This window comes from Xanthomonas campestris pv. campestris str. ATCC 33913 (assembly GCF_000007145.1).
Taxonomy (GTDB): Bacteria; Pseudomonadota; Gammaproteobacteria; order Xanthomonadales; family Xanthomonadaceae; genus Xanthomonas; species Xanthomonas campestris.
This window is the reverse complement of record NC_003902.1, coordinates 1378140-1398330: the sequence shown is the minus strand read 5'-3', so window position 1 is coordinate 1398330 and position 20191 is coordinate 1378140. Positions and strand designations below refer to the sequence as shown.

17 protein-coding genes and 1 other RNA gene are annotated in these 20191 nt (G+C 65.9%); 10 read left to right on the top strand and 8 right to left on the bottom strand.

What is annotated here, in order from left to right; translation table 11 throughout:
- The 3 genes from XCC_RS06220 to ffh all read right to left on the bottom strand — a co-directional run bounded on the left by XCC_RS06220 (nucleotide 1) and on the right by ffh (nucleotide 3813).
- A complete protein-coding gene (locus XCC_RS06220; protein ID WP_011036393.1) occupies nucleotides 1–840 on the bottom strand; it encodes a DUF2314 domain-containing protein in 840 nt (279 codons plus the stop codon).
- Nucleotides 841–1098: 258 nt separating this feature from the next.
- Nucleotides 1099–2415: a hypothetical protein gene (locus XCC_RS06215; RefSeq protein ID WP_011036392.1), complete on the bottom strand. Its 1317-nt coding sequence runs from the start codon at nucleotides 2413–2415 to the stop codon at nucleotides 1099–1101.
- A 21-nt stretch (nucleotides 2416–2436) separates the two neighbouring features.
- On the bottom strand, nucleotides 2437–3813 hold the full coding sequence (gene ffh / locus XCC_RS06210; protein WP_011036391.1) for a signal recognition particle protein: 1377 nt from the start codon (nucleotides 3811–3813) through the stop codon (nucleotides 2437–2439).
- 290 nt (nucleotides 3814–4103) lie between these two features.
- Here ffh and XCC_RS06205 point away from each other — a divergent pair, with 290 nt between their 5' ends.
- Nucleotides 4104–4901: a cytochrome C assembly family protein gene (locus tag XCC_RS06205; protein WP_011036390.1), complete on the top strand. Its 798-nt coding sequence runs from the start codon at nucleotides 4104–4106 to the stop codon at nucleotides 4899–4901.
- 277 nt (nucleotides 4902–5178) lie between these two features.
- Here XCC_RS06205 and XCC_RS06200 read toward each other — a convergent pair whose 3' ends face one another.
- The gene (locus XCC_RS06200) at nucleotides 5179–6234 is read right to left on the bottom strand and encodes an aldose epimerase family protein (protein ID WP_012438939.1); all 1056 of its coding nucleotides are present in this window, start codon (nucleotides 6232–6234) and stop codon (nucleotides 5179–5181) included.
- Nucleotides 6235–6510: 276 nt separating this feature from the next.
- On the opposite strand from XCC_RS06200, the gene XCC_RS06195 reads away from it, so the two are divergent.
- Nucleotides 6511–8091 (top strand): alpha-N-arabinofuranosidase, encoded by a 1581-nt coding sequence (locus XCC_RS06195; protein WP_012438940.1) that lies wholly within the window; start codon nucleotides 6511–6513, stop codon nucleotides 8089–8091.
- Between the two features lie 149 nt (nucleotides 8092–8240).
- Here XCC_RS06195 and XCC_RS06190 read toward each other — a convergent pair whose 3' ends face one another.
- Nucleotides 8241–9248, bottom strand: coding sequence for a LysR family transcriptional regulator (locus XCC_RS06190; protein WP_011036387.1), 1008 nt, complete (start codon nucleotides 9246–9248; stop codon nucleotides 8241–8243).
- Between the two features lie 129 nt (nucleotides 9249–9377).
- Here XCC_RS06190 and XCC_RS06185 point away from each other — a divergent pair, with 129 nt between their 5' ends.
- Complete coding sequence (locus tag XCC_RS06185) at nucleotides 9378–9647, top strand: DUF2798 domain-containing protein (protein ID WP_011036386.1); 270 nt, start codon at nucleotides 9378–9380, stop codon at nucleotides 9645–9647.
- A 229-nt stretch (nucleotides 9648–9876) separates the two neighbouring features.
- The gene (locus XCC_RS06180) at nucleotides 9877–11235 is read left to right on the top strand and encodes a glycoside hydrolase family 16 protein (RefSeq protein ID WP_011036385.1); all 1359 of its coding nucleotides are present in this window, start codon (nucleotides 9877–9879) and stop codon (nucleotides 11233–11235) included.
- Nucleotides 11236–11293: 58 nt separating this feature from the next.
- On the opposite strand, the gene XCC_RS06175 is transcribed toward XCC_RS06180, so the two are convergent.
- The 3 genes from XCC_RS06175 to XCC_RS06165 form a co-directional block, all read right to left on the bottom strand.
- Nucleotides 11294–11368: non-coding RNA, sX9 sRNA (locus XCC_RS06175), on the bottom strand.
- Nucleotides 11369–11445: 77 nt separating this feature from the next.
- A complete protein-coding gene (locus tag XCC_RS06170; protein WP_011036384.1) occupies nucleotides 11446–11808 on the bottom strand; it encodes a response regulator in 363 nt (120 codons plus the stop codon).
- Nucleotides 11801–12964, bottom strand: coding sequence for a two-component system sensor histidine kinase NtrB (locus XCC_RS06165; RefSeq protein ID WP_011036383.1), 1164 nt, complete (start codon nucleotides 12962–12964; stop codon nucleotides 11801–11803). The genes XCC_RS06170 and XCC_RS06165 overlap by 8 nt, the downstream gene beginning before the upstream one ends.
- A gap of 156 nt (nucleotides 12965–13120) precedes the next feature.
- On the opposite strand from XCC_RS06165, the gene XCC_RS06160 reads away from it, so the two are divergent.
- The 6 genes from XCC_RS06160 (at nucleotide 13121) to trxC (ending at nucleotide 19959) form a co-directional block, all read left to right on the top strand.
- A complete protein-coding gene (locus tag XCC_RS06160; protein WP_011036382.1) occupies nucleotides 13121–16261 on the top strand; it encodes a hybrid sensor histidine kinase/response regulator in 3141 nt (1046 codons plus the stop codon).
- Nucleotides 16234–17082: a CheR family methyltransferase gene (locus tag XCC_RS06155; protein WP_016944969.1), complete on the top strand. Its 849-nt coding sequence runs from the start codon at nucleotides 16234–16236 to the stop codon at nucleotides 17080–17082. Before XCC_RS06160 ends, XCC_RS06155 begins: the two co-directional genes overlap by 28 nt.
- A complete protein-coding gene (locus tag XCC_RS06150) occupies nucleotides 17079–17666 on the top strand; it encodes a chemotaxis protein CheB (RefSeq protein ID WP_011036380.1) in 588 nt (195 codons plus the stop codon). Before XCC_RS06155 ends, XCC_RS06150 begins: the two co-directional genes overlap by 4 nt.
- A complete protein-coding gene (locus tag XCC_RS06145; protein WP_011036379.1) occupies nucleotides 17663–18787 on the top strand; it encodes a hybrid sensor histidine kinase/response regulator in 1125 nt (374 codons plus the stop codon). The genes XCC_RS06150 and XCC_RS06145 overlap by 4 nt, the downstream gene beginning before the upstream one ends.
- Before the next feature lie 181 nt (nucleotides 18788–18968).
- Nucleotides 18969–19337 carry a DUF1428 domain-containing protein gene (locus XCC_RS06140; protein ID WP_011036378.1) on the top strand — a complete coding sequence of 123 codons (369 nt, stop codon included), beginning with the start codon at nucleotides 18969–18971 and terminating at the stop codon, nucleotides 19335–19337.
- A gap of 175 nt (nucleotides 19338–19512) precedes the next feature.
- Nucleotides 19513–19959, top strand: coding sequence for a thioredoxin TrxC (gene trxC, locus XCC_RS06135; RefSeq protein WP_011036377.1), 447 nt, complete (start codon nucleotides 19513–19515; stop codon nucleotides 19957–19959).
- The last annotated feature ends 232 nt before the right edge of the window (nucleotides 19960–20191 follow it).

The window sequence follows — 20191 nt, the reverse complement described above, 5'->3', positions numbered from 1 at the left end:
TCAGTGCGCGCCTTCCAGCAAGTGCACGATCCTGGGCCACTGCATCTGCCGTGCCAGGTCCAGCGCGGTCTTGCCGCTCGGAGTGCGCAAGGTGGGGTCGGCCCCATGCTGCAGCAGCAAGGCGACTGGCTGGTAATTGCCCGCAAGCGCATCGCGCTGCAACAGCGTCCAACCTGCGTCATCGCGCAGTTGCACCATCTCCGGCTGATCGCGAAGGCCTTCGTCGAACTTGGGGCCCATGTTCTCGCTCATCGGATGCTCCTGTTGCAGCGGATCTTCGATCCCCGGCGCAACAGGCGTGCCCTTGCCGCCGAACATCTTGTCGAACAGGCCCGGTTTGCGCGCCGCGGCCTGTGCCGGCACCAGCCGCACCGCGCCGGGCTCACCGAAATCCAGGCCCCAGGCGGCATCGTGCTCGGCGCGCTCGTCCGGCGCCATGCCACGCCGCATGGCATCGATGGTGTGGCCGCCGTAGACCTTGCCGTCGACCACGTACATCCAGTCTTCCAGATCCGCGAACGGCGCCGACACCGCGTCGCCGGCTGTGAGCGCTTCGATCCATTCCGGTTCGTTGAGCAGGCTGCCGGAGATCTGCTCGCCGTCGAAGTGCACATCGGAGATCCACATGTGCTCATGCGTTGGCGCAGCGTGCACTTCCTGCGCGGCGCTGTCGGTGGCGAACGGCAGTTTGACTGCGGCCATATCCAGGCCCGGAACGATGCGGCGGTATTCCCAGGACAACTCACGCCAGAAGAATTTGAACGTGTGGCGCGCGGCGACATAGCCCGCCTGCAACGCGGCATCCTGGTTGTCTGCGAAATACATCCGGGTATCGCTCATCTGCTGGCGCTCCTGCCAAGAAAGAGGCAACACGCTACTGCAGCCATGCAGCGAGGGCAACGCGTGCACGACAGATGTAGCGCAATGCCGCATCCGTGCGCGCATAAGCCAAACCGCTGCTGGAAGGCATCGGCATGCGAAAACGAACCCATCGTGGCGCGGCCCGGCCAGGGAGACATCATGGCCATTGTCCCTGCGCCTGGCGTGCGCTCGCCAAATTCAGAACCGGCGCCCACGCGGCATGGCGCTCAACACCGATCAGTACTGCAACGGCAACGGCAGGACATCCCGATACCAGTCTTCCACCATCACATCGCGCAATGCGAACGCGCGCACGGCCTGCGGACGCTGCACAAACGCGCCCCACAGGCGAATGTCGACAAATGCCGATGAGGGCCGCGTGCGCCACGCCTCCGGACCGAAGAGACGAACTTCCAGGCAATAAAAGCCATCGGCGATACATGTGATCTGCCTGCACGCAGGCGTTGTCGCACTTGCCCACAGATGCTCGAGATCCGGGCCACGGACGAGCTTGAACACACGCAGCTCGCCCTGGGTGCGCCCGGTGCAATTGTCGGGCAAGGGCAGCGGCTGGTCGAAGTATTCGGCGGCCCAGGCGCATTCCTGAGCCAGCACATCGCCCTGGCTCAGTTGCAGAAAATAACGATGAAGATGCGTATTTTCTTCCCGCCATGACGAAGCGGGATCCGACGCTGCCGTCACGTCCCACACATCCTGCGCGCTGCCGAATAACAGCACCGACCCGCTTGGCGCCGCACGCATTGTCGTCGTCTCCAATTGCGCATGCGGCAGTACACGCGCTTCGTCTTCGATACGCACTCTTGGCGTGCCGTCATCGCACTGTTCATAACGCAGATGCAAGCCATGCGCGGGCCGCCACGGCAGCGCAAGCCGGTCCGGCTCCGGCACGCACACCCAAAGACTCACCACACCCGGCGAAGGGCCATACGCCTGACCGATGCCGACTGAGTACACGCCGGTTTGCCCGACCGGCACACGCACCTCCCGCGTTGCGAAAACGTCCAGCCACTGCGGATGGTTGGCGGCGGGACGCCAGAGATCGCAGCGCCACTGCGCAGGTGCGTCGCCGTCGTTCGGTGCGGGGTGAAATGCGAGCACCAGCGCATCGCCTGCCCGCAGGAAAACATCGACCGTCGTACAGACGTCCTGCCGCGGGTAACGCTCTTCTTCGTAGGCGGCGATGTCGATGACATGGCGTCGCCATTGACGCGGCGTGTCCAGGCCAGGCTGCAAATCAGCGGGCCGCAGCGGCGTGTTCGGCAATGCCGCCAGGCGGCTGGCCGACTTCGACTTCGACTTCGGCATCGGCGTTTGCGCGGTATCGGACACCGCTGCCGCACCCGGCGGTTCACCAGCGACATCTGCGCGCGCCTCGGCGCGTTCATCGATCAACCCGGCGACCACCACGACCACCACGACCACCACCCAATACACCACCACCGCCAGCAGCACCGTCCAGCCAGTGGTCGACTGCAGCGCCAGCGTGATCGCCAGCGCGAGTTCCAGGCACCGCCTGCCAGCCACGGTACTCATGTGCGCGTCAGCGCCTGGAACTCAGCGGAACGGCATACCACCGCGGCCGCCCATGGCGCCCATCATGCCTTTCATGTTGCGCATCAGGCCCTTCATGCCGCCGCCGGCCAGCTTGCCCATCATCTTTTCCATCTGCTGGTACTGCTTCATCAGCTTGTTCACGTCGGCCGGCTGCATGCCGGAGCCGCGCGCGATGCGGGCGCGGCGCGAGCCGTTGAGCAAGGCCGGGTTGCGGCGTTCCTTCTTGGTCATCGAGTTGATGATGGCGATCATGCGCGGCACTTCCTTGCCGGTGACCTGCTGCTTGACGTTGTCCGGGATCTGGCCCATGCCCGGCAGCTTGTCCATCAGCCCATGGATGCCGCCCATGTTCTGCATCTGCTCAAGCTGTTCCTTCATGTCGTTGAGGTCGAACTTCTTGCCCTTGGCGACCTTGGCGGCGAGCTTGGCGGCCTTTTCCTGGTCGACGCTGTGTTCGACCTGCTCCACCAGCGACAGCACGTCGCCCATGTCCAGGATGCGGCTGGCCACGCGGTCCGGATGAAACACGTCCAGGCCGTCGGTCTTTTCGCCGGTACCGACGAACTTGATCGGCTTGCCGGTGATGTAGCGCACGCTCAGGGCCGCACCGCCGCGCGCGTCGCCGTCGGTCTTGGTCAGCACCACGCCGGTGAGCGGCAGTGCCTCACCGAAGGCCTTGGCGGTGTTGGCCGCGTCCTGGCCGGTCATCGCATCGACCACGAACAGGGTTTCGGTGGGATTGACCGCGGCGTGCAGCGCCTTGATCTCGTCCATCATCGCCGCATCGATCGCCAGGCGGCCGGCGGTATCGACCAGCAGCACGTCGGCGAAGGACTTGCGTGCATCGCTGATGGCCGCACGCACGATGTCCACCGGCTTCTGCGAGGCATCGGAGGGGAAGAACAGCACACCGACCTGTTCGGCCAGGGTCTTGAGCTGCTCAATCGCGGCCGGGCGATAGACGTCGGCCGAGACCACCATGACCTTCTTCTTGCGCTTTTCCTTCATGTGCTTGGCGAGCTTGCCCACGGTGGTGGTCTTGCCCGCACCCTGCAGGCCCGCCATCAGGATGATGGCCGGCGCCGGCACATTGAGGTTGAGGTCGGCAGCGGCGGCGCCCATGACGGCGGTGAGCTCGTCGCGCACGATCTTGATCAGCGCCTGGCCCGGGGTCAGCGACTTGAGCACTTCCTGGCCTACTGCACGCACCTTGATGCGTTCGATCAGGGCCTGTACCACCGGCAGCGCGACGTCGGCCTCCAGCAGCGCAATGCGCACCTCACGGGTGGCTTCGCGGATGTTCTCCTCGGTCAGGCGGCCACGGCCACGCAGGCGCTCCATGGTGCCGGAGAGACGTTGGGTAAGGGACTCGAACATGCGCAAGGGACCGCGTAAGGGGAAACGGGTGCCGATTATAGCGGCACCGGCTGACGGCCTGCCCCGGCCTGCCCCGGCCAGCGCCGCTACCCCGGACCAGCGCCCCTGTCCTGCCCGACATGGTCAGCTCGCCCAGGCCGCCCGCGTCGCCGCCAGCCCGACCAGCGCCAGGTCGATGCCCGGCCCCACGAGTGCTCGCTGCCAGCCCCTCAACTCGCGCGACCCACAGCTGCTGCTTCACGAATCCCGATTCCCGAATCCCGGCCCCACCAATATGCGAAACTTCAACGATGACAATCGTTCTCATCGCCTTTGCCCTGTACCTGCTGGCCGCCGGACTGCTCACCCGCGCCGTACTGCGCGATGGCAACCAGTCGCCCGCGCGCTGGCTGCTGCCGGCCCTGGCGGCCGTGGCACTGCATGCCGGCTATCACGTGCTGGTGGCGTTTCGCACTGCGGGCGGGCCGGACATGCACTTCTTCGCCGCACTGTCGCTGACCGGGCTGGGCATGGCCGGACTGACCGCGGTGTTTGGCGGACGCGGGCGCATGGCAGCGGTGGGCGTAGTGGTGTTTCCGCTGGCGGCAATCCTGCTGGCCTGTTACCACGGCTACGGCCACGAACCCAGCGCGGATCTGGGCTGGCGGCTGGAACTGCATGCCTGGATGGCGCTGCTGGCCTACGCCACGCTGGGGATCGCCGCGTTGCTGGCGATCATGCTGTGGCTGCAGGAGCGTGCGCTGCGCCGGCGCGACTTCCACACCTGGCTGCGGGCGCTGCCGCCATTGACTGAGCTGGAAACGCTGCTGTTCCGCACGATCACGGTGGGCTTCATTTTGCTCACCCTGACCTTGCTGACCGGCCTGCTGTTCGTGCAGGACTTCCTGGCCCAGCGGCTGCTGCACAAGACCGTGCTGAGCATCCTGTCGTGGATCGTATTCGGCGCGCTGCTGATCGGCCGCTGGCGCAACGGCTGGCGCGGCACCAAGGCGGTGCATTGGACGCTGACCGCCATGGCCTTGCTGGTGCTGTCGTTCTTCGGCAGCAAGTTCGTGATTGAACTGGTGCTGGGGCCGCGCGGCGGCTGAGGGTGGGCCAGGCGGTGGCGCGATGCGGCGATATTGGAGGCGTAAGCGCCTATCCATTGCTCGCGATTGATCAGGCACGCCAGCCTGCAGTGTTAGCGATCACTAAGGCCGGTGTTACCGGCCGTGTACGCTCGCTGCGCTGAGACGCATTGCGGCCGCCGAGGTGGCTGCAGTTACAGCCACGACCAGCAACGCGCCGCTACCTCACCGCCACGCCGGGCGTCATCGACGCACGCGCCGGACGATCTCGTCTGCAGGAGCAGCCCAGCGACCACCCTCACGCATTCAGCGCAGCGATCACCGACGTCCACGGCTGCTCCGGCCCGGGGGCCGCAAAGTGGTAGGCAATGCGCCGCCGATATACCTGGCCCGGGCGCAGGATCGCCGACGGGAACGCTGGCTGATTGGGCGCATCCGGATAGTCCTGCGGTTCCAGGCAGACGCCACGGCCCAGGCCGGGATGGTGGCTATCCAGATGCTGGCCTTCGTACAGCTGTACCGCCGGCGCATCGCTGGTGATGCGCAGCGCGACGCCGCTCTGCGGGGAGTACAGCTCGGCGATGCAGTCGTTGTGCGCGTCCTTCGCCAGCACCAGGCACTGGTCGTAGCCCTTGCCGAGCACCACCTGCGGATGCGCAGGGTCGATGCGCTCGGCCAGCGCAGCAGGCGTGCGGAAATCGAAGGGCGTCCCCGCGACCGAGGCAATTTCGCCGGTCGGAATCGATTCGGCATCCACGGGCAGATAGCGCTCCGCAGGCACGCGCAATACCTGCGAGGCCGCGCGTGTCTGCGGGTCACCGGACAGATTGAAATACGGGTGATGGGTGAGGTTCAACGGCGTGGGGGCATCGCACTGCGCTTCGAAATCCAGATGCAGGCGATTGCCCTGCACCTGCAGCTGCGCGCGTACCTGCAAGGTGCCGGGGTAGCCTTCCTCGCCATCGGGCGAGGTGTAGCCGAGCACCACCCGGTTCGGCGCCTGCTCCAGCACCTCCCACACGCGCCGCCCGAAGCCATGCAGCCCCCCATGTAGCTGATTGCGCCCTTCGTTGGCGGCGAGCACATGGGTCACGCCGTCCAGGGTGTAGCGGGCGCCAGCGATGCGGTTGCCGAAGCGGCCGACCAGGATGTTGAGGCTGTCGTTGTCGGCGGCGTAGGCGGGCAGATCGGGCAGTGTCAGCACCAGCGGCACGCGGCCTTGCGGGGTGGTCAGTTCCAGCGCGTGCAGGATGCCGCCGTAGGTGAGCACTTCCGCTTCCAGGTCGCCATCGCCACGCAAGCGCAGCGCATGCACCTGGACACCGTCCGCCAAGGTTCCGAACACTCGCTGCATGAAGACACCCGCCGATGAAGTGAGCGGCGAGCATAGCGGCGCCACCGGCCCGGCACCATGGCGCGGCGCACATCCTGGCGATGCGGTGCCACCTGGTACGCCACCCCGCACTCGCACGCGGCAGAGCCTGCCAGCCAGCAGATGTGGCAGTAAGCAACGTGGCCTGCGGCGCAGACAGGCGAGGCCGCACGCACTAGGCTTGCAGCGCGCCAGCGCTCGCCGACGCACCGCCCCCGCACTTGCCCTCGCCCATTCCTCGACAGGAGCAGCACACCGATGCAGTGGATTTCCAACACCTTGCGGCAACCGCGTTCATGGCTGTTGCCGGCCGTGCTGATCGCACTGACCGTGAGCGGTAGTGGCGCGCAGGCGGCCGATGTGCAGGTGCGCGGCACGCTGCAGGTAGAGAAGCCAGGCGCGCAGGTGTCGCGGCATCTGTTCGGGCAGTTCGCCGAGCACCTGGGCACCGGCGTGTATGGCGGTCTCTGGGTTGGACCGGAGTCTTCCATTCCCAACACGCGCGGCTATCGCAACGACGTGCTGGCGGCACTGAAGGCGATTGCGGTGCCGAATATCCGCTGGCCCGGCGGCTGCTTCGCCGATGAGTACCACTGGCGCGATGGCATCGGCGCGCCCGGCAAACGCCCGATCAGCGTCAACACGCACTGGGGCGGCGTGGAAGAGTCCAACCGCTTCGGCACGCACGAATTCATGGACTTCACCGAGCTGCTGGGCACCGACGCGTACGTGGCGGGCAATGTCGGTAATGCCGCGCCGGACGAAATTGCACAGTGGGTGGAATACATGACCGCCGGCACGCGCTCCAGCCTGGCGGAGCAACGTCGCGCCAACGGCCGCCAGGCACCGTGGAAGGTGCCGTTCTTCGGCGTCGGCAATGAGTTGTGGGGCTGTGGCGGCAACATGCGGGTGGAGTACGCCGCCGATGTGTATCGGCGCTACCAGACCTTCGTCAAGGCGCCGTCCGACCAGAAAATCCTGAAGATTGCGCCCGGCCCCAACAACGACGATTACCACTGGACCGAGGTAATGATGCGCGAGGCGGGCACGCTCATGGATGGCCTGAGCCTGCATTACTACACCGTGCCTGGCGGCTGGCCGCCGCGCGCCTCCTCCACCGACTTCGACGAAGCAGCCTGGATCGAGACGCTGTCGCGCACGCTGGTGATGGACGAGCTGATCACCAAGCACAGCGCGATCATGGACCGCTACGACCCGGCCAAGAAAGTGGCGTTGGTGGTGGACGAATGGGGCACCTGGTACGCCGGCCTGCCTGGCGCCAACCCGGGCTTTTTGCACCAGCAGAACAGCCTGCGCGATGCGCTGGTGGCAGCGTTGAACATCGACATCTTCAGTGCGCATGCCGATCGCGTGCGCATGGCCAATATCGCGCAGATGATCAATGTGCTGCAGGCGATGATCCTGACCGATGGCGACCGGATGGTGCTGACCCCGACCTATCACGTATTTGCGATGTACAAGCCGTTCCAGGATGCCACCCACCTGCCACTGCAATTGCAGCCCCCCGACTATCGGCATGGCGACATCCACGTGCCCGCCGTGCATGGCTCGGCGGTCAAGGCCAAGGATGGGCATGTGTATGTGGCGCTCACCAATCTGGATGCCAACAGCCCGGCCACGGTCAGCGTGGCGGTGGACGGGGTCAGCGTGCGCGGCGTGGAGGGGCAACTGCTCACCGCACCGACGATCACCGCGCACAACACCTTCGCTGCGCCCCGCACCGTGCAACCAACCGCCTTCACCGGCGCGCGGATTCAGGGCAACACGCTGCAGGTGGCGCTGCCGGCACGGGCGATCGTGATGCTCAAGCTACGTTAACGCGGCGACCATGCGCGGGCGCCGCATACGGCGCTGTGGATGATGCCGCCACGCTGCCATCGCGCCTGCACACTGCACCGCGTGCGCGATGGCGGCATGGCGGCATGGCGTGTGTTCTCAAATGCATGGTGTGTGCGCAGGGCTGCTGATCAGCGCGCATCGCTCTTTGACGACTGTGTGAACTCGTCCGCGTCGGTCGGGCGCGCAGCTGTCTCGCGTAACGCGGGGAGCGAAATCCGCCAGTCGTCCGGCAGCCGCTCCAGCACGTGCTCCATGAAAGCACGCACCTTGGGGGTGAAGTCGTGTCGGTCTGCCACGCACAGGTACAGCCGCAACGGCTCCAGCGCGAATGGCGTGGCCGTGCCGCCAGTGCGAGCAACGAACAACGGCTGCAGTTGTCCGCGTAGCAGATACGGCTGCACCACGAACGCGCCCAGGCGTGTGATGCCGCCGCCAGCCGCGGCCATGGCGGCCAGTGCGTCGACATCGTCGCTGACCAGCGCACGGCCGAGGTCGGGCTGAAAGCGCACGCCATCGCGGATGAAATTCCAGCGCAGGTAGCGCCCATCCACCGGGTAACGCAGCAGCAGGCAGTCGTGATATTTCAGCTCGTCCGGCGTCTGCGGCGCGCCGCAGCGCTGCAGGTACGCCGGCGCTGCGCATACCACGAACGGCACATTGGCGATGTGGCGCGCCACCAGGCCGTCCTCGAGCTGGGCTTCGATGCGCAGGCTCACATCCACGCTTTCCTGCGCGTGTTGCACCACCCGGTCGGTGCACAGCAGTTCGATCTCCAACCGCGGGTAGCGCTGCCGCAGTGACGGCAACATCGGTGCCAGCACATGCCGCGCGAAGGCGGCGGTGCTGGCCACGCGCAGGCGGCCGGCCGGGGCCTGCTGCGGGCCAGCCACCAGTTGCCGCGCGCGCTCCAGGTCGCGTTCGATCTGCCGCACCTGCTCCACGTACAGCGCGCCGCGCTCGGTCAGTGCCAGGCTGCGCGTGGTCCGGTGCAGCAGGCGCACACCCAGGTGTTGCTCCAGGCGCGCGATGTTCTGGCTCACCGCGGCCGGGCTCACACCCAGGCGCTTGGCGCCGCCGGCGATGCTGCCGGCATCCACCGTGCTGACGAAACTACGAATGGACTGAAGAATGTTCATATGCCCAGCCAGTTTTACCAATGGATTCGTAAGATTTTCTTACGTAAGCAACAAGGCTACGCGATCTACCGGCCTGGGTGAGCTGCTTCTACAGTGGCCGCTCCGCCGCACTCCACCCGAGGCCACCGCATGTCAGCCACCCCCACCGCCCTAGCCCGTGCTCGCTGGAAGCTGGGCGTGCGCGCCACCCCGTTCGTGTTCGCCTTCTACATGGCCGCGATCATGGCGCTGCTGATGTGCCTGGTGATCACCGGCGCCAACACCGGCCTGGCTGCCGGTTACCTGTGGCGGGTGTTGGATGCCTACCGCATCGCCATGCCCACTGCATTTTGCTGTGTGCTGGTGGTGCGCCCATTGGTCGTGCAACTGGTGGCCTGGACCGTGCATCCGCCGCGCTGAGCCGTGCCGCCTGTGGCTGCCGGCAGCGGCCGGGTTTGCCAACGCAAGCAGGTGCTGCCGCGCAGCATCGCGCCATGCCGGTTTGCGACCGCCGTCATGGCTGGCCGCAATGATTCCGGAATGAAATCCACGGAACTGAACTACAACCGCAAATTGCTTTGACTCTGTACCACCAGCTGCGCAGCGTCGCCCCTCCACGAACCCGGGTTCGTTTTTGGAGAGAGAGGCAATGAACATGCGATGCAATGTTGCTGTGCAGGTCGCCGTGCTACTGGGAACCGCCTGTGCAGCGCTCACCCCGCAGCTGCGCGCACAAACACTGGTGTGGGAAGACAATTTCAACGGCCCCGCCATCGACGGCAACACGTGGACCTATGACGTCGGCAATGGCTGCCAGATCGGCTTGTGCGGCTGGGGCAACGGCGAGATGCAGTACTACACCAGCCGGCCCGAGAACGCGCGCATCGAAAACGGGCGGTTGGTGATCGAAGCGCGCCGCGAAGCGTTTCAAGGCATGCCGTTCACGTCGGCGCGGCTCAAGACCGAGGGCCGCATGCACTTCAAGTACGGCACGCTGGAAGCACGCATCAAGACGCCGGTGGTCGGCAACGGGCTGTGGCCGGCGTACTGGATGCTCGGCACCATCGGCGTGTGGCCCGGCCGCGGCGAGATCGATCTGATGGAAGCCGGCATGGCCGCGGCAATCGCCAACGGCACCGCCAATCGCCGCATCGGCGCGGCCGTGCACTGGGACTACAACGGCGCGCAGGCCGACTACGACACCAGCTACACCCACCCAGTGGATCTGCATAACGACTTCCACGTGTACCGGATGACCTGGGACCCGAACGTCATCCGCATGAGCATCGACGGCCAGCAGTACTTCGAATTTGCGATCTCCAATATCGAAGGCGCCTCGCTGCACGAATTCCATCAGCAGCATTACCTGCTGCTCAATCTGGCTGTCGGCGGCACCTTCACCGGCATCAACACGCCGGGCGGTGTGACCGCGCCGCTGCCGGGCAAGATGGAAGTGGATTACCTGCGGCTGTATCAGAACCCAGGCGCGTCGCTCTATGTGGGCGCACAACACACCGCGCCGGCCGGGCGCTTTGGTGTGTTCACCGATCAGACCGACACCGCTGCGCGGCTCACCTTCGGCCAGGACGCGCAGCTGTATCTGTGGAACAACCTCAGCCCGATTGCGCAGGCACCGTTCGAAGGCGGCAACGTGATGGCCTACCGCGCCAATGCCGGCGCCTGGTATGGACTGGGCATCCAGACCGACTACCGTGACATGCGCAATTACGCGGGCGGCTCACTCAAGTTGCATCTGAAGACCACCACGCCGTCGACCTTCAAGATCGGCATCAACACCAGCTTTGGCGACAGTTGGGTGGACTTCGTGCCGGGCGGCAACCAGTACGGCCTGGTGCGCGATGGCGTGTGGCACGAGGTGAGCATCCCCTTCAGTGCCTTCTATGACCTGGATCTGCAATCGGTCAAACAGATGTTCATGCTGGTGGCCGACCCGCCGGCGAGCCCGGTGGAGATCGCCATCGACAAGGTCTACTACCAGAGCCGTTGAGCGCCGGCAGCGCCCCCTTGTCTGCATCGCTACGCACGCGGCGATGCAGACTAAGAGCGGCTAACAAAACGTAGCGAGCAGCCGTCAGGTGGGTGCGGACGGCGCGGAGGAACCGGAGTGTACGTGGGTACATGCCGATTCCGAGCACCGGCCGCGCCCGCCTGGCGGCTGCGCAGTCGTTTTGATAGCTGCTCTGAGCAGTAAGGCGACTCAGCCGCCCTCGCCCTTCAACAGGCCGATCAGCTGGCGCAGGCGATAGGGTTTTGGCAGGAAATCCACCTGGGCCGGCAGCGGCGGCAACTGTGCCTTGGCAAAGCCCGAGGCCAGGATGATGCGTGCCTGCGGCAGCAACTGGCTCACCTGTTCGCTCAGTTCGATACCGGACATGCCGTTGGGCATGCGGATGTCGCTGAACACCACGTCGTAGGGGCCGTTCTCGCGCAGCATGCGCAGCGCGCAGTGGCCATCGTCGGCGGTATCGACGGTGATGCCGGCGTCGCGCAGCGCTTCGCCGATGAGATCGCGCAGTTCCTGTTGGTCTTCGACCATCAGCAAGCGCAGGGAATCAGTCATGCTCGGCCTCCAGAATCGCCGGGAGCAACAGGGTCACGGTGGTGCCGCGGCCGGGCGCGGTCTGCAGATCGACAAAGCCGCCGGATTGCGCGGCAAACCCGTGCACCTGGCTCAACCCCAGGCCGGAGCCCTTGCCGACTTCCTTGGTGGTAAAGAACGGCTCGCTCGCACGCTGCGCCACCTGCGCAGACATGCCCGGGCCCGTGTCGCTGACGGCGATGCCGACATAGGCGCGCGCGGAGCCGTGCGGGTCGTCCAGCGGCGCGCGCTGTTGCGTGGACGCAGAGAGCACGATGCTGCCGCCGGCAGGCATCGCATCGCAGCTGTTGAACACCAGGTTGAGCAAGGCTGCCTCCAGTTGGCCGGGGTCCACGCGTACGTCGGGCAGCGCATCGGCAAAGTCCACGCGCAGGCTGATGCCGGCCGGGCAGGCGCGCCGCAGCAATTCGAGCGAGCGCTCCACCACCGCCGCGGGTGCGTGGCGCTCGGGCACCAACCGTTGTCCACGGGCGAAGGCGAGCAACTGCCGGGTCAGCAAGGTGCCACGATCCACCGCGGTCTGCGCGGCCTCCACCAGCATGCGCGTGCGTGCATCCTCGCCGGCGCGCAGCGCGATCAGGTCCAGGCTGGTCACCATCACGGTCAACAGGTTGTTGAAATCGTGCGCCAAACCCAGCGTCAGGCGTCCCAGCGCTTCGACTTTCTGCGATTGCAGCAACGCCTGCTGCGCGTGCTGAAGCAACTGCTGAGCTTCATGGCGCTCGGTGATGTCGCGGGTGACCTTGGCAAAGCCGATCAGCACGCCATGCTCGCGCACCGGCTCGATCACCACGCTGGCCCGGAAGCGGCTGCCATCCTTGCGCAGGCGCCAGCCCTCGGCGGAAAAGCGTCCTTCGCGCAACGCCGTGTCCAGCGATCGCGCAGGCTCGCCACGCTCGGCGTCTTCGGGCAGATAGAACCGCGAGAAATGCGTGCCGAGCACTTCGTCGGCGCTGTAGCCCTTGATGCGCTCGCCACCGGGATTCCAGCTACGCACGAAGCCCGCGGTATCCAGCAGATAGATCGCGTAGTCGGACACGCTCTGCACCAACAGATGGCATTGCCGGCTGTCGTAAGAAAGCGGCCCAACGCTGTCCACGGCCGTTTCCGCATCCATCGCGCGGTTTCCCCCGGAAAAGCGCGCGAACATAGTGACGGAGCCGTGAAGGCAATGTGCAAGCCAACACGGCTGTAAATCCGTCAAAAAACCGGCGATTTGCGTGTGAAATTTATCGGCTACCATGACCGCCCTCCCAGTTTGGTCCACACCTCCATGCAGAACATCACGACCTCGCGCGACCGCTGGATCTGGGTGATCGCAGCAGGGTTGATGGCCGGCACGTTGGGGGTGGAACTGGTCACGCCGCTGGGGTACGCGGTGTGGCTCACCTACTTTGTCGCCGTCGGCGTCACCGTGTTCCAGAACCATGTGCGCGTGCCGCTGGTGGTGGGCGTGCTGTCGTGCGTGTTGCTGGCAATCGGTTTCCACCTGGCCCCGTCCAGCACCAATTCGAGTTTCTCCTCGGTCAACCGCAGCATCGGCGGCATCTCCTTTCTGGCCATGGCGCTGGTGGTGATGCAGGCGATCCGCGCCCGCCGCCAGGCCGAAACCGCGCTGTGGCTGCAGCAGGCCGAAAACACCGTCGAAGCGAGCCTACGCGGCGACCAGAGCCCGGAAGCGCTGGCCGATGCCGCCGTGCGCGCCCTGTGCGACACGCTGGAAGCGCAAGTTGGCGCGCTGTATCGGCTGGAAGGCGAGCGCCTGCGCCTGACCGGCGGCGCCGCGCTGGCCGAGGACGTACCAAGCACCCTGCCCACCAACCTCGGCCAGCTGGGCGAAACCCTGCAGCGCGGCAGCGTGCGCCGCGTGCGTGGCGTGGATGCCGGGCACCTGCAGATTGCCTCGAGCCTGGGCAAGAGCGATTGCCAGGAATTGCTGCTGGCGCCAGTCACTGCCGACGGCCGCATCATCGGCATCGTCGAGCTGGGCCGCACGGGCGCGCCGGGCACGGCCGCCACCCGCGAAGAAGAGCTGCTCGCCCGCTGCGGCGAGAACATCGGCGTTGCCCTGCGCACCGCGCTGCTGCGCGCCCAATTGGTGAGCCTGCTCGAAGAAACCCAGCGGCAGAGCGAGGAATTGCAGACGCAGCAGGAAGAACTGCGCGTGGCCAATGAGGAACTGGAAGAACAGAGCCGCAGCCTGCAGCAGTCACAGAGCGATCTGGAACAGCAGCAGGCCGAACTGGAACAGACCAACGTGCAGCTGGAAGAACGCACCCAGGCACTGGAGGCGCAAAAACAGGCCTTGCTGGTGGCGCAGGGGCAACTGGTGCGCAACAGCAACGAGCTGTCCACCGCGTCGCGCTACAAGTCCGAATTCCTGGCCAACATGTCGCACGAGTTGCGCACCCCGCTCAACAGCTCGCTGATCCTGGCCAAGCTGCTGGCCGACAACAAGGACCACACGCTCACCGCCGAGCAGGTGAAGTACGCGCAGGCGATTCATTCGTCCAACAACGATCTGCTGGCGCTGATCAACGACATCCTGGATCTGTCCAAGATCGAAGCCGGGCATGTGGAATTGTCGGACGACACCGTGGCGATGAGCTCGGTGGTGCAGCGCCTGCGCGACACCTTCGAACCACTGGCGCGGCAGAAAGGCCTGCAGCTGGAGATCAGCGCCGACGCCGCCGCGCCGACGCAATTGGTGGTGGACAACCAGCGCCTGCAGCAGATCCTCAAGAACCTGCTGGCCAATGCGATCAAGTTCACCGAGCACGGCCAGGTCAGCCTGGCGGTGCAATCGCACGGCAATGGGCGCGTGCGCTTTGTGGTGTGCGATACCGGCATCGGCATTGCGCGCGAGCAGAGCGAGGTGATCTTCGAAGCGTTCCGCCAGGCCGATGGCAGCACCCGCCGGCGCTATGGCGGCACCGGGCTGGGTTTGTCGATCTCGCGCGACCTGGCGTTGCGCATGGGCGGCAGCATCAGCGTGGACAGCGAGCCCGGACGTGGCAGCTGCTTCACCCTGGAATTGCCCGTGGACGGCGCACCTGCCGACGCAGCTGCCCCGGCTGCTGCACCGGCGACGCACCTCGCGCCCACCCCGCGCAGCGACACCACGCAGCTCTTTGCAGCGCGCACATCCGCCGTAATCAGTGCTGCGCCGGTAACAACGCCTGCCAGCAACGCGGCACCGAGCGTGCGCGCCGAGGATGACCGCGATCAGCGCACCCGCCCCGGCCGCCTGATCCTGGCGGTGGAAGATGAAACCCGCTTTGCGCAGGCCCTGGTCGACCTGGCGCACGAGCTCGATTTCGATTGTGTGGTGGCGCCCAATGCCGAAGAAGCGCTGCGGCTGGCCGCCGAACTGCGCCCCAGCGGCATCCTGCTCGACATCGGCCTGCCCGATGCCTCCGGCCTGAGCGTGCTGGAGCGGCTCAAGCGCAACCCGGCTACCCGACACATCCCCGTGCACGTGGTCTCGGCGCTGGAGCGCAGCCAGATTGCGCTGGAGCTGGGTGCGGTGGGCTACCTGATCAAGCCGGCCACCCGCGAACTGCTCGCCGGGGCGATCCGCCAGCTGGAAGAAACCAACGCCCGCGCACTGCGCCGCCTGTTGATCGTCGAAGACGACAGCGCGCTGCGCGCCAACCTGGAACTGCTGCTGGCCCGCGATCAGCTGGAGATCGTCGCAGTCGGCACCATTGCCGAGGCGATGGACCAACTGGGCAGCGCCACATTCGATTGCATGGTCACCGACCTGGCCCTGCCCGACGGCAGCGGCTACGACCTGCTCGAACGCATGGCCGGCAACGATGCGGTGGCCTTCCCGCCGGTGATCGTCTACACCGGCCGTGCGCTCACCCGCGACGAAGAACAACGCCTGCGCCGCTACTCCAAGAGCATCATCATCAAGGGCGTGCGTTCGCCCGAGCGCCTGCTCGATGAGGTGACCTTGTTCCTGCACAGCGTGGAAGCCTCGCTGCCCAGCGACCAGCAGCGCCTGCTGCGCGAAGCGCGCCGCCGCGATGCGGTGCTCGATGGCGCCACCGTGCTGCTGGCCGAAGACGATGTGCGCAACATCTTCGCGCTGTCCAGCGTGCTCGAACCGCTGGGCGTCACCCTGCAGATCGCCCGCAACGGCCGCGAGGCGCTGGAGCACCTGGCCAAGCACGAAGTGGACCTCGTGCTAATGGACATCATGATGCCGGAGATGGATGGCATCACCGCGATGCGCCAGATCCGCGCCAACCGCCAGTGGCAAGACCTGCCGATCATCGCGCTGACCGCCAAGGCGATGGCCGACGACCGCGAACACTGCCTGCAGGCCGGCGCCAACGACTACATCGCCAAGCCCATCGACGTGGACAAGCTGGTGTCGCTGTGCCGGGTGTGGTGCTCGCGGCAATGACTGAAGTGGAGCTGTTCGACCTGGAGCTGCGCGTGCTGCTGGAAGCGGTCTACCAGCGCTACCACTACGATTTTCGCGATTACGCGGTGTCGTCGTTGCGCCGGCGCATGCGCCACGCCATGGGCCGCTTCGACTGCGCGCGCGTGGCCGATCTGCAGCACCGCTTGCTGCACGAGCCGGACACCTTTGCCCAGGCAATGCAGTTCTTTACCGTGCAGGTCTCGGAAATGTTTCGCGACCCGGCGTATTTTCGGGTATTGCGCGAACACGCCGTACCGGTGTTGCGCACCTATCCGTCGATCAAGCTGTGGGTGGCCGGCTGCAGCACCGGCGAAGAGGTCTGGTCGCTGGCGATCCTGCTGCACGAAGAAGGCCTGCTGGAGCGCGCGGTGATCTACGCCACCGACATCAATCCCGAAGCACTGAACATGGCCGAGGCCGGCGCCTACGGCATCGACCGCATTGCCCAGTTCAGCCGCAACTATCTGGACGCTGGCGGCCGCGGTTCGTTGTCGGACTACTACACCACCGCCTACGACGGCGCGGTGTTCGACCGCCGGCTCAAGCGCAATATCGTGTTCGCCGATCACAGCCTGGCCACCGACACGGTGTTCTCCGAAGTGCATCTGGTGTCGTGCCGCAACGTGCTGATCTATTTCAACCGCAGCCTGCAGGATCGCGCGGTGGGCCTGTTCTACGATGCGCTGGTGCACCGTGGCTTCCTGGGGCTGGGTAGCAAGGAGTCGCTGCAGTTCGGCGCCCATGCACAGGCCTTCGAAACCTGTGCGCGCGAGCAGCGGTTGTACCGGAAGGCCGCATGAGCCCGGCCACGCCGCAGTATCTGGAATTCGATGCCATCGTGATCGGCGCTTCCGCCGGTGGCGTGATGGCATTGCAGACGCTGTTGTCCGGCCTGCCGGCCACGCTGCCGATGCCGGTGCTGGTGGTGCTGCATTTGCCGCGCGACCGCCCCAGCCAGGTGGCCGAGCTGCTGGATGCGCGCTGCGCGCTGCCGGTGCGCGAAGCCATCGACAAACAACCGCTGCAGCCCGGCACGGTGACCATCGCGCCGCCGGACTATCACCTGCTGGTGGAAGGCCGCGACAGCCTGGCATTGTCGATGGATGCACCGGTGCTGTTCTCGCGCCCGGCGATCGACCCGTTGTTCGAATCGGCTGCCGATGTGTTCGGCCAGCGGCTGCTCGCGATCCTGCTCACCGGTGCCAGCAGCGACGGCAGTGCCGGCGTGGCCGCGGTGCGCACTGCCGGCGGAAGCGCGTGGATCCAGCGCCCCGACGATGCCGCATCTCCCCTGATGCCCGCCTCCGCGCTCGCCCATGCCGGCGCCGATGCGGTGCTCACCCTGCAGGCGATCTGCAGCCGACTGGAAGCCTTTCACGCATGAACCTCACCGCGACCAGCGCCGCCGCCCGCAGCGACGAACCCGCCAAGATCCTGATCGTCGACGATGTGCCGCAGAACCTGGTGGCCATGGAAGCGCTGCTGCAACGCGAGGGGATCCAGGTGCTGTGCGCGGCTTCCGGTGCGCAGGCGCTGGAGCTGCTGCTCGAACACGATGTGGCACTGGCATTGCTGGATGTGCACATGCCGGAGATGGACGGCTTTTCGCTGGCCGAGCTGATGCGCGGTTCGCAGCGCAGCCGGCATGTGCCGATCATCTTTTTGACCGCCTCGCCGAACGACCCGATGCGTGCGTTTCAGGGCTATGAAACCGGCGCGGTGGATTTCCTGCACAAGCCAATCGAACCGCACGTGATCCTGAGCAAGGTCAACGTGTTCATCGAGTTGTACCAACAGCGGCGCCTGCTCAAGGCCCGCAATGCCTCGCTCGAGCGCGCGCTCACGCTCAACGAAACCATGATGGCGGTGCTCACCCACGACCTGCGCACGCCGCTGTCGGTGATTCTGCTGTGCGCGGACAAGCTCGGCCTGGACGTGCCCGAAGACGGCTCGGCCGCGCGCACGCTGGAGCATCTGGAAAACAGCGCGCGGCGCATGGCGCGCATGGTCGAACAATTGCTGGATTTCTCGCGCCTGCGTACCGACGGGCTGTCGATGCAGTTCGGCCCATGCAACCTGGGCGAGGTGGCGCACAGCGTGGTGGGCGAAGTGGCGCAGGCCAACCCGCATACGCCGATCGAGCTGCGCACCGAAGGCGACCTGGACGGCGATGGCGATGGCGACCGCCTGGCGCAGGTGGTGTCCAACCTGGTCGGCAACGCGGTGCTGCATGGTGGGCGCCACCCGGTGCAGGTGCACCTGGATGGCCGTGAACACGACACCCTGCGGCTGTCGGTGCGCAACACCGGCCACATCCCCGACACCTTGATGCCGCGGTTGTTCGAACCATTCAAGGCCAGCTTCCATGCCAGCCAGGGGCTGGGGTTGGGGTTATTCATCGCTGATCAGTTCGTCAAGGCGCATGGCGGCACCTTGCAGGCGCGCAACGAAGACGGCGACGTGGTGTTCGAGGCCAAACTGCGCCGGCGCAACCTGGCTGCCTGACGCCGGTCTGCGATGCTGTTGGCAACTGCCCCAATGACTGGGCGCGGCACGGACAGCAGCAAGCAGCCTCATCCGCACGGTGCAACGCAATGCCGCGCGCAGTCTCTGATGTCGATTTTTGCAGGCTTCATTCGTCGTGATTTACAGACGCACGCCGTGCGTCCTGCCAACGGAGGTTGTCATGTCGTATATCGATGGGTTTGTGCTTGCCGTGCCCACTGCCAACAAAGAGAAGTTTCTCGAACACGCCCGTACCGGCGATGCGATCTGCCTGGAGCATGGCGCGCTGCGGGTGGTGGAATGCTGGGGCGACGATGTGGCCCATGGGAAGCAGACCGACTTCTACCGCGCCGTGGAAGCCAGCGCGGACGAAACCGTGGTGTTTTCCTGGATCGAATGGCCAGACAAGGCCACCCGCGATGCCGGCATGCAGAAGATGATGGACGACCCGCGCATGGATCCGGAGAACAACCCGATGCCGTTCGACGGCAGGCGCATGATCTACGGCGGCTTCGTGCCGGTCGTCACGCTGGGCAAGGCGGCCCGCTGAGCGCATTGCGCGGCAACCGCGGGTGGATGCATTCGCCAGTGGCAGTGCGTCCACCCGCCCTGCACAAGGCTGCAGCGGTGCGCGCATTACACTGACCAGCCTGCGCGTGCTGCATCGCAAGCCGATGCAGCACACGCCGTGCCGGGCAAATGCGCGTACCCACTGGAGAGTCTTGATGACCGATACACCGCTACTGGTGGCCTGCCCCAGCTGCGCCGCAATGAACCGGCTGCCGCCCTCGCGGCTGCGCGATGCGCCCAAGTGCGGCAGCTGCCATACCGCTTTGTTCCTGGGCACGCCGGTGGCGCTGTCGTCGGCGGATTTCGATAAACATGCGGTACGTAGCGAACTGCCGCTGCTGGTGGATTTCTGGGCCCCGTGGTGCGGGCCGTGCCTGAGCATGGCGCCGCAGTTTGCCGCGGCCGCCGCCAGCCTGGAGCCGCAGCTGCGCCTGGCCAAGGTGGACACCGATCTGCATCCGGTGTTGGGCACGCGGTTTGGAATTCGCAGCATCCCTACCCTGCTGATCCTGCGCAACGGCAAGGAACTGGCCCGTCAGTCCGGCGCCATGGGCAGCACACAGATCATCGCCTGGGCGCGTTCGGTGCTGTCCAGCCACTGAAGTCCGTGCATGCGGATGCGTGCTGCATGCGTGTGTGCATGCGACACATGCGCGCGTCAGGCCATGAGGTCGATCAGCGGCCGGCCAACTGGCAGCAGTGGTTGATCCACGCGCAGGTTGCACGATGAGACGCCTGCACGCTGCAAGCCGTTTGAACGCTGCAAGCCGTTTGAACGCTGCAAGCCGTTTGAACGCTGCAAGCCGTTTGAAAGCTGCAAGCCGTTTGAACGCA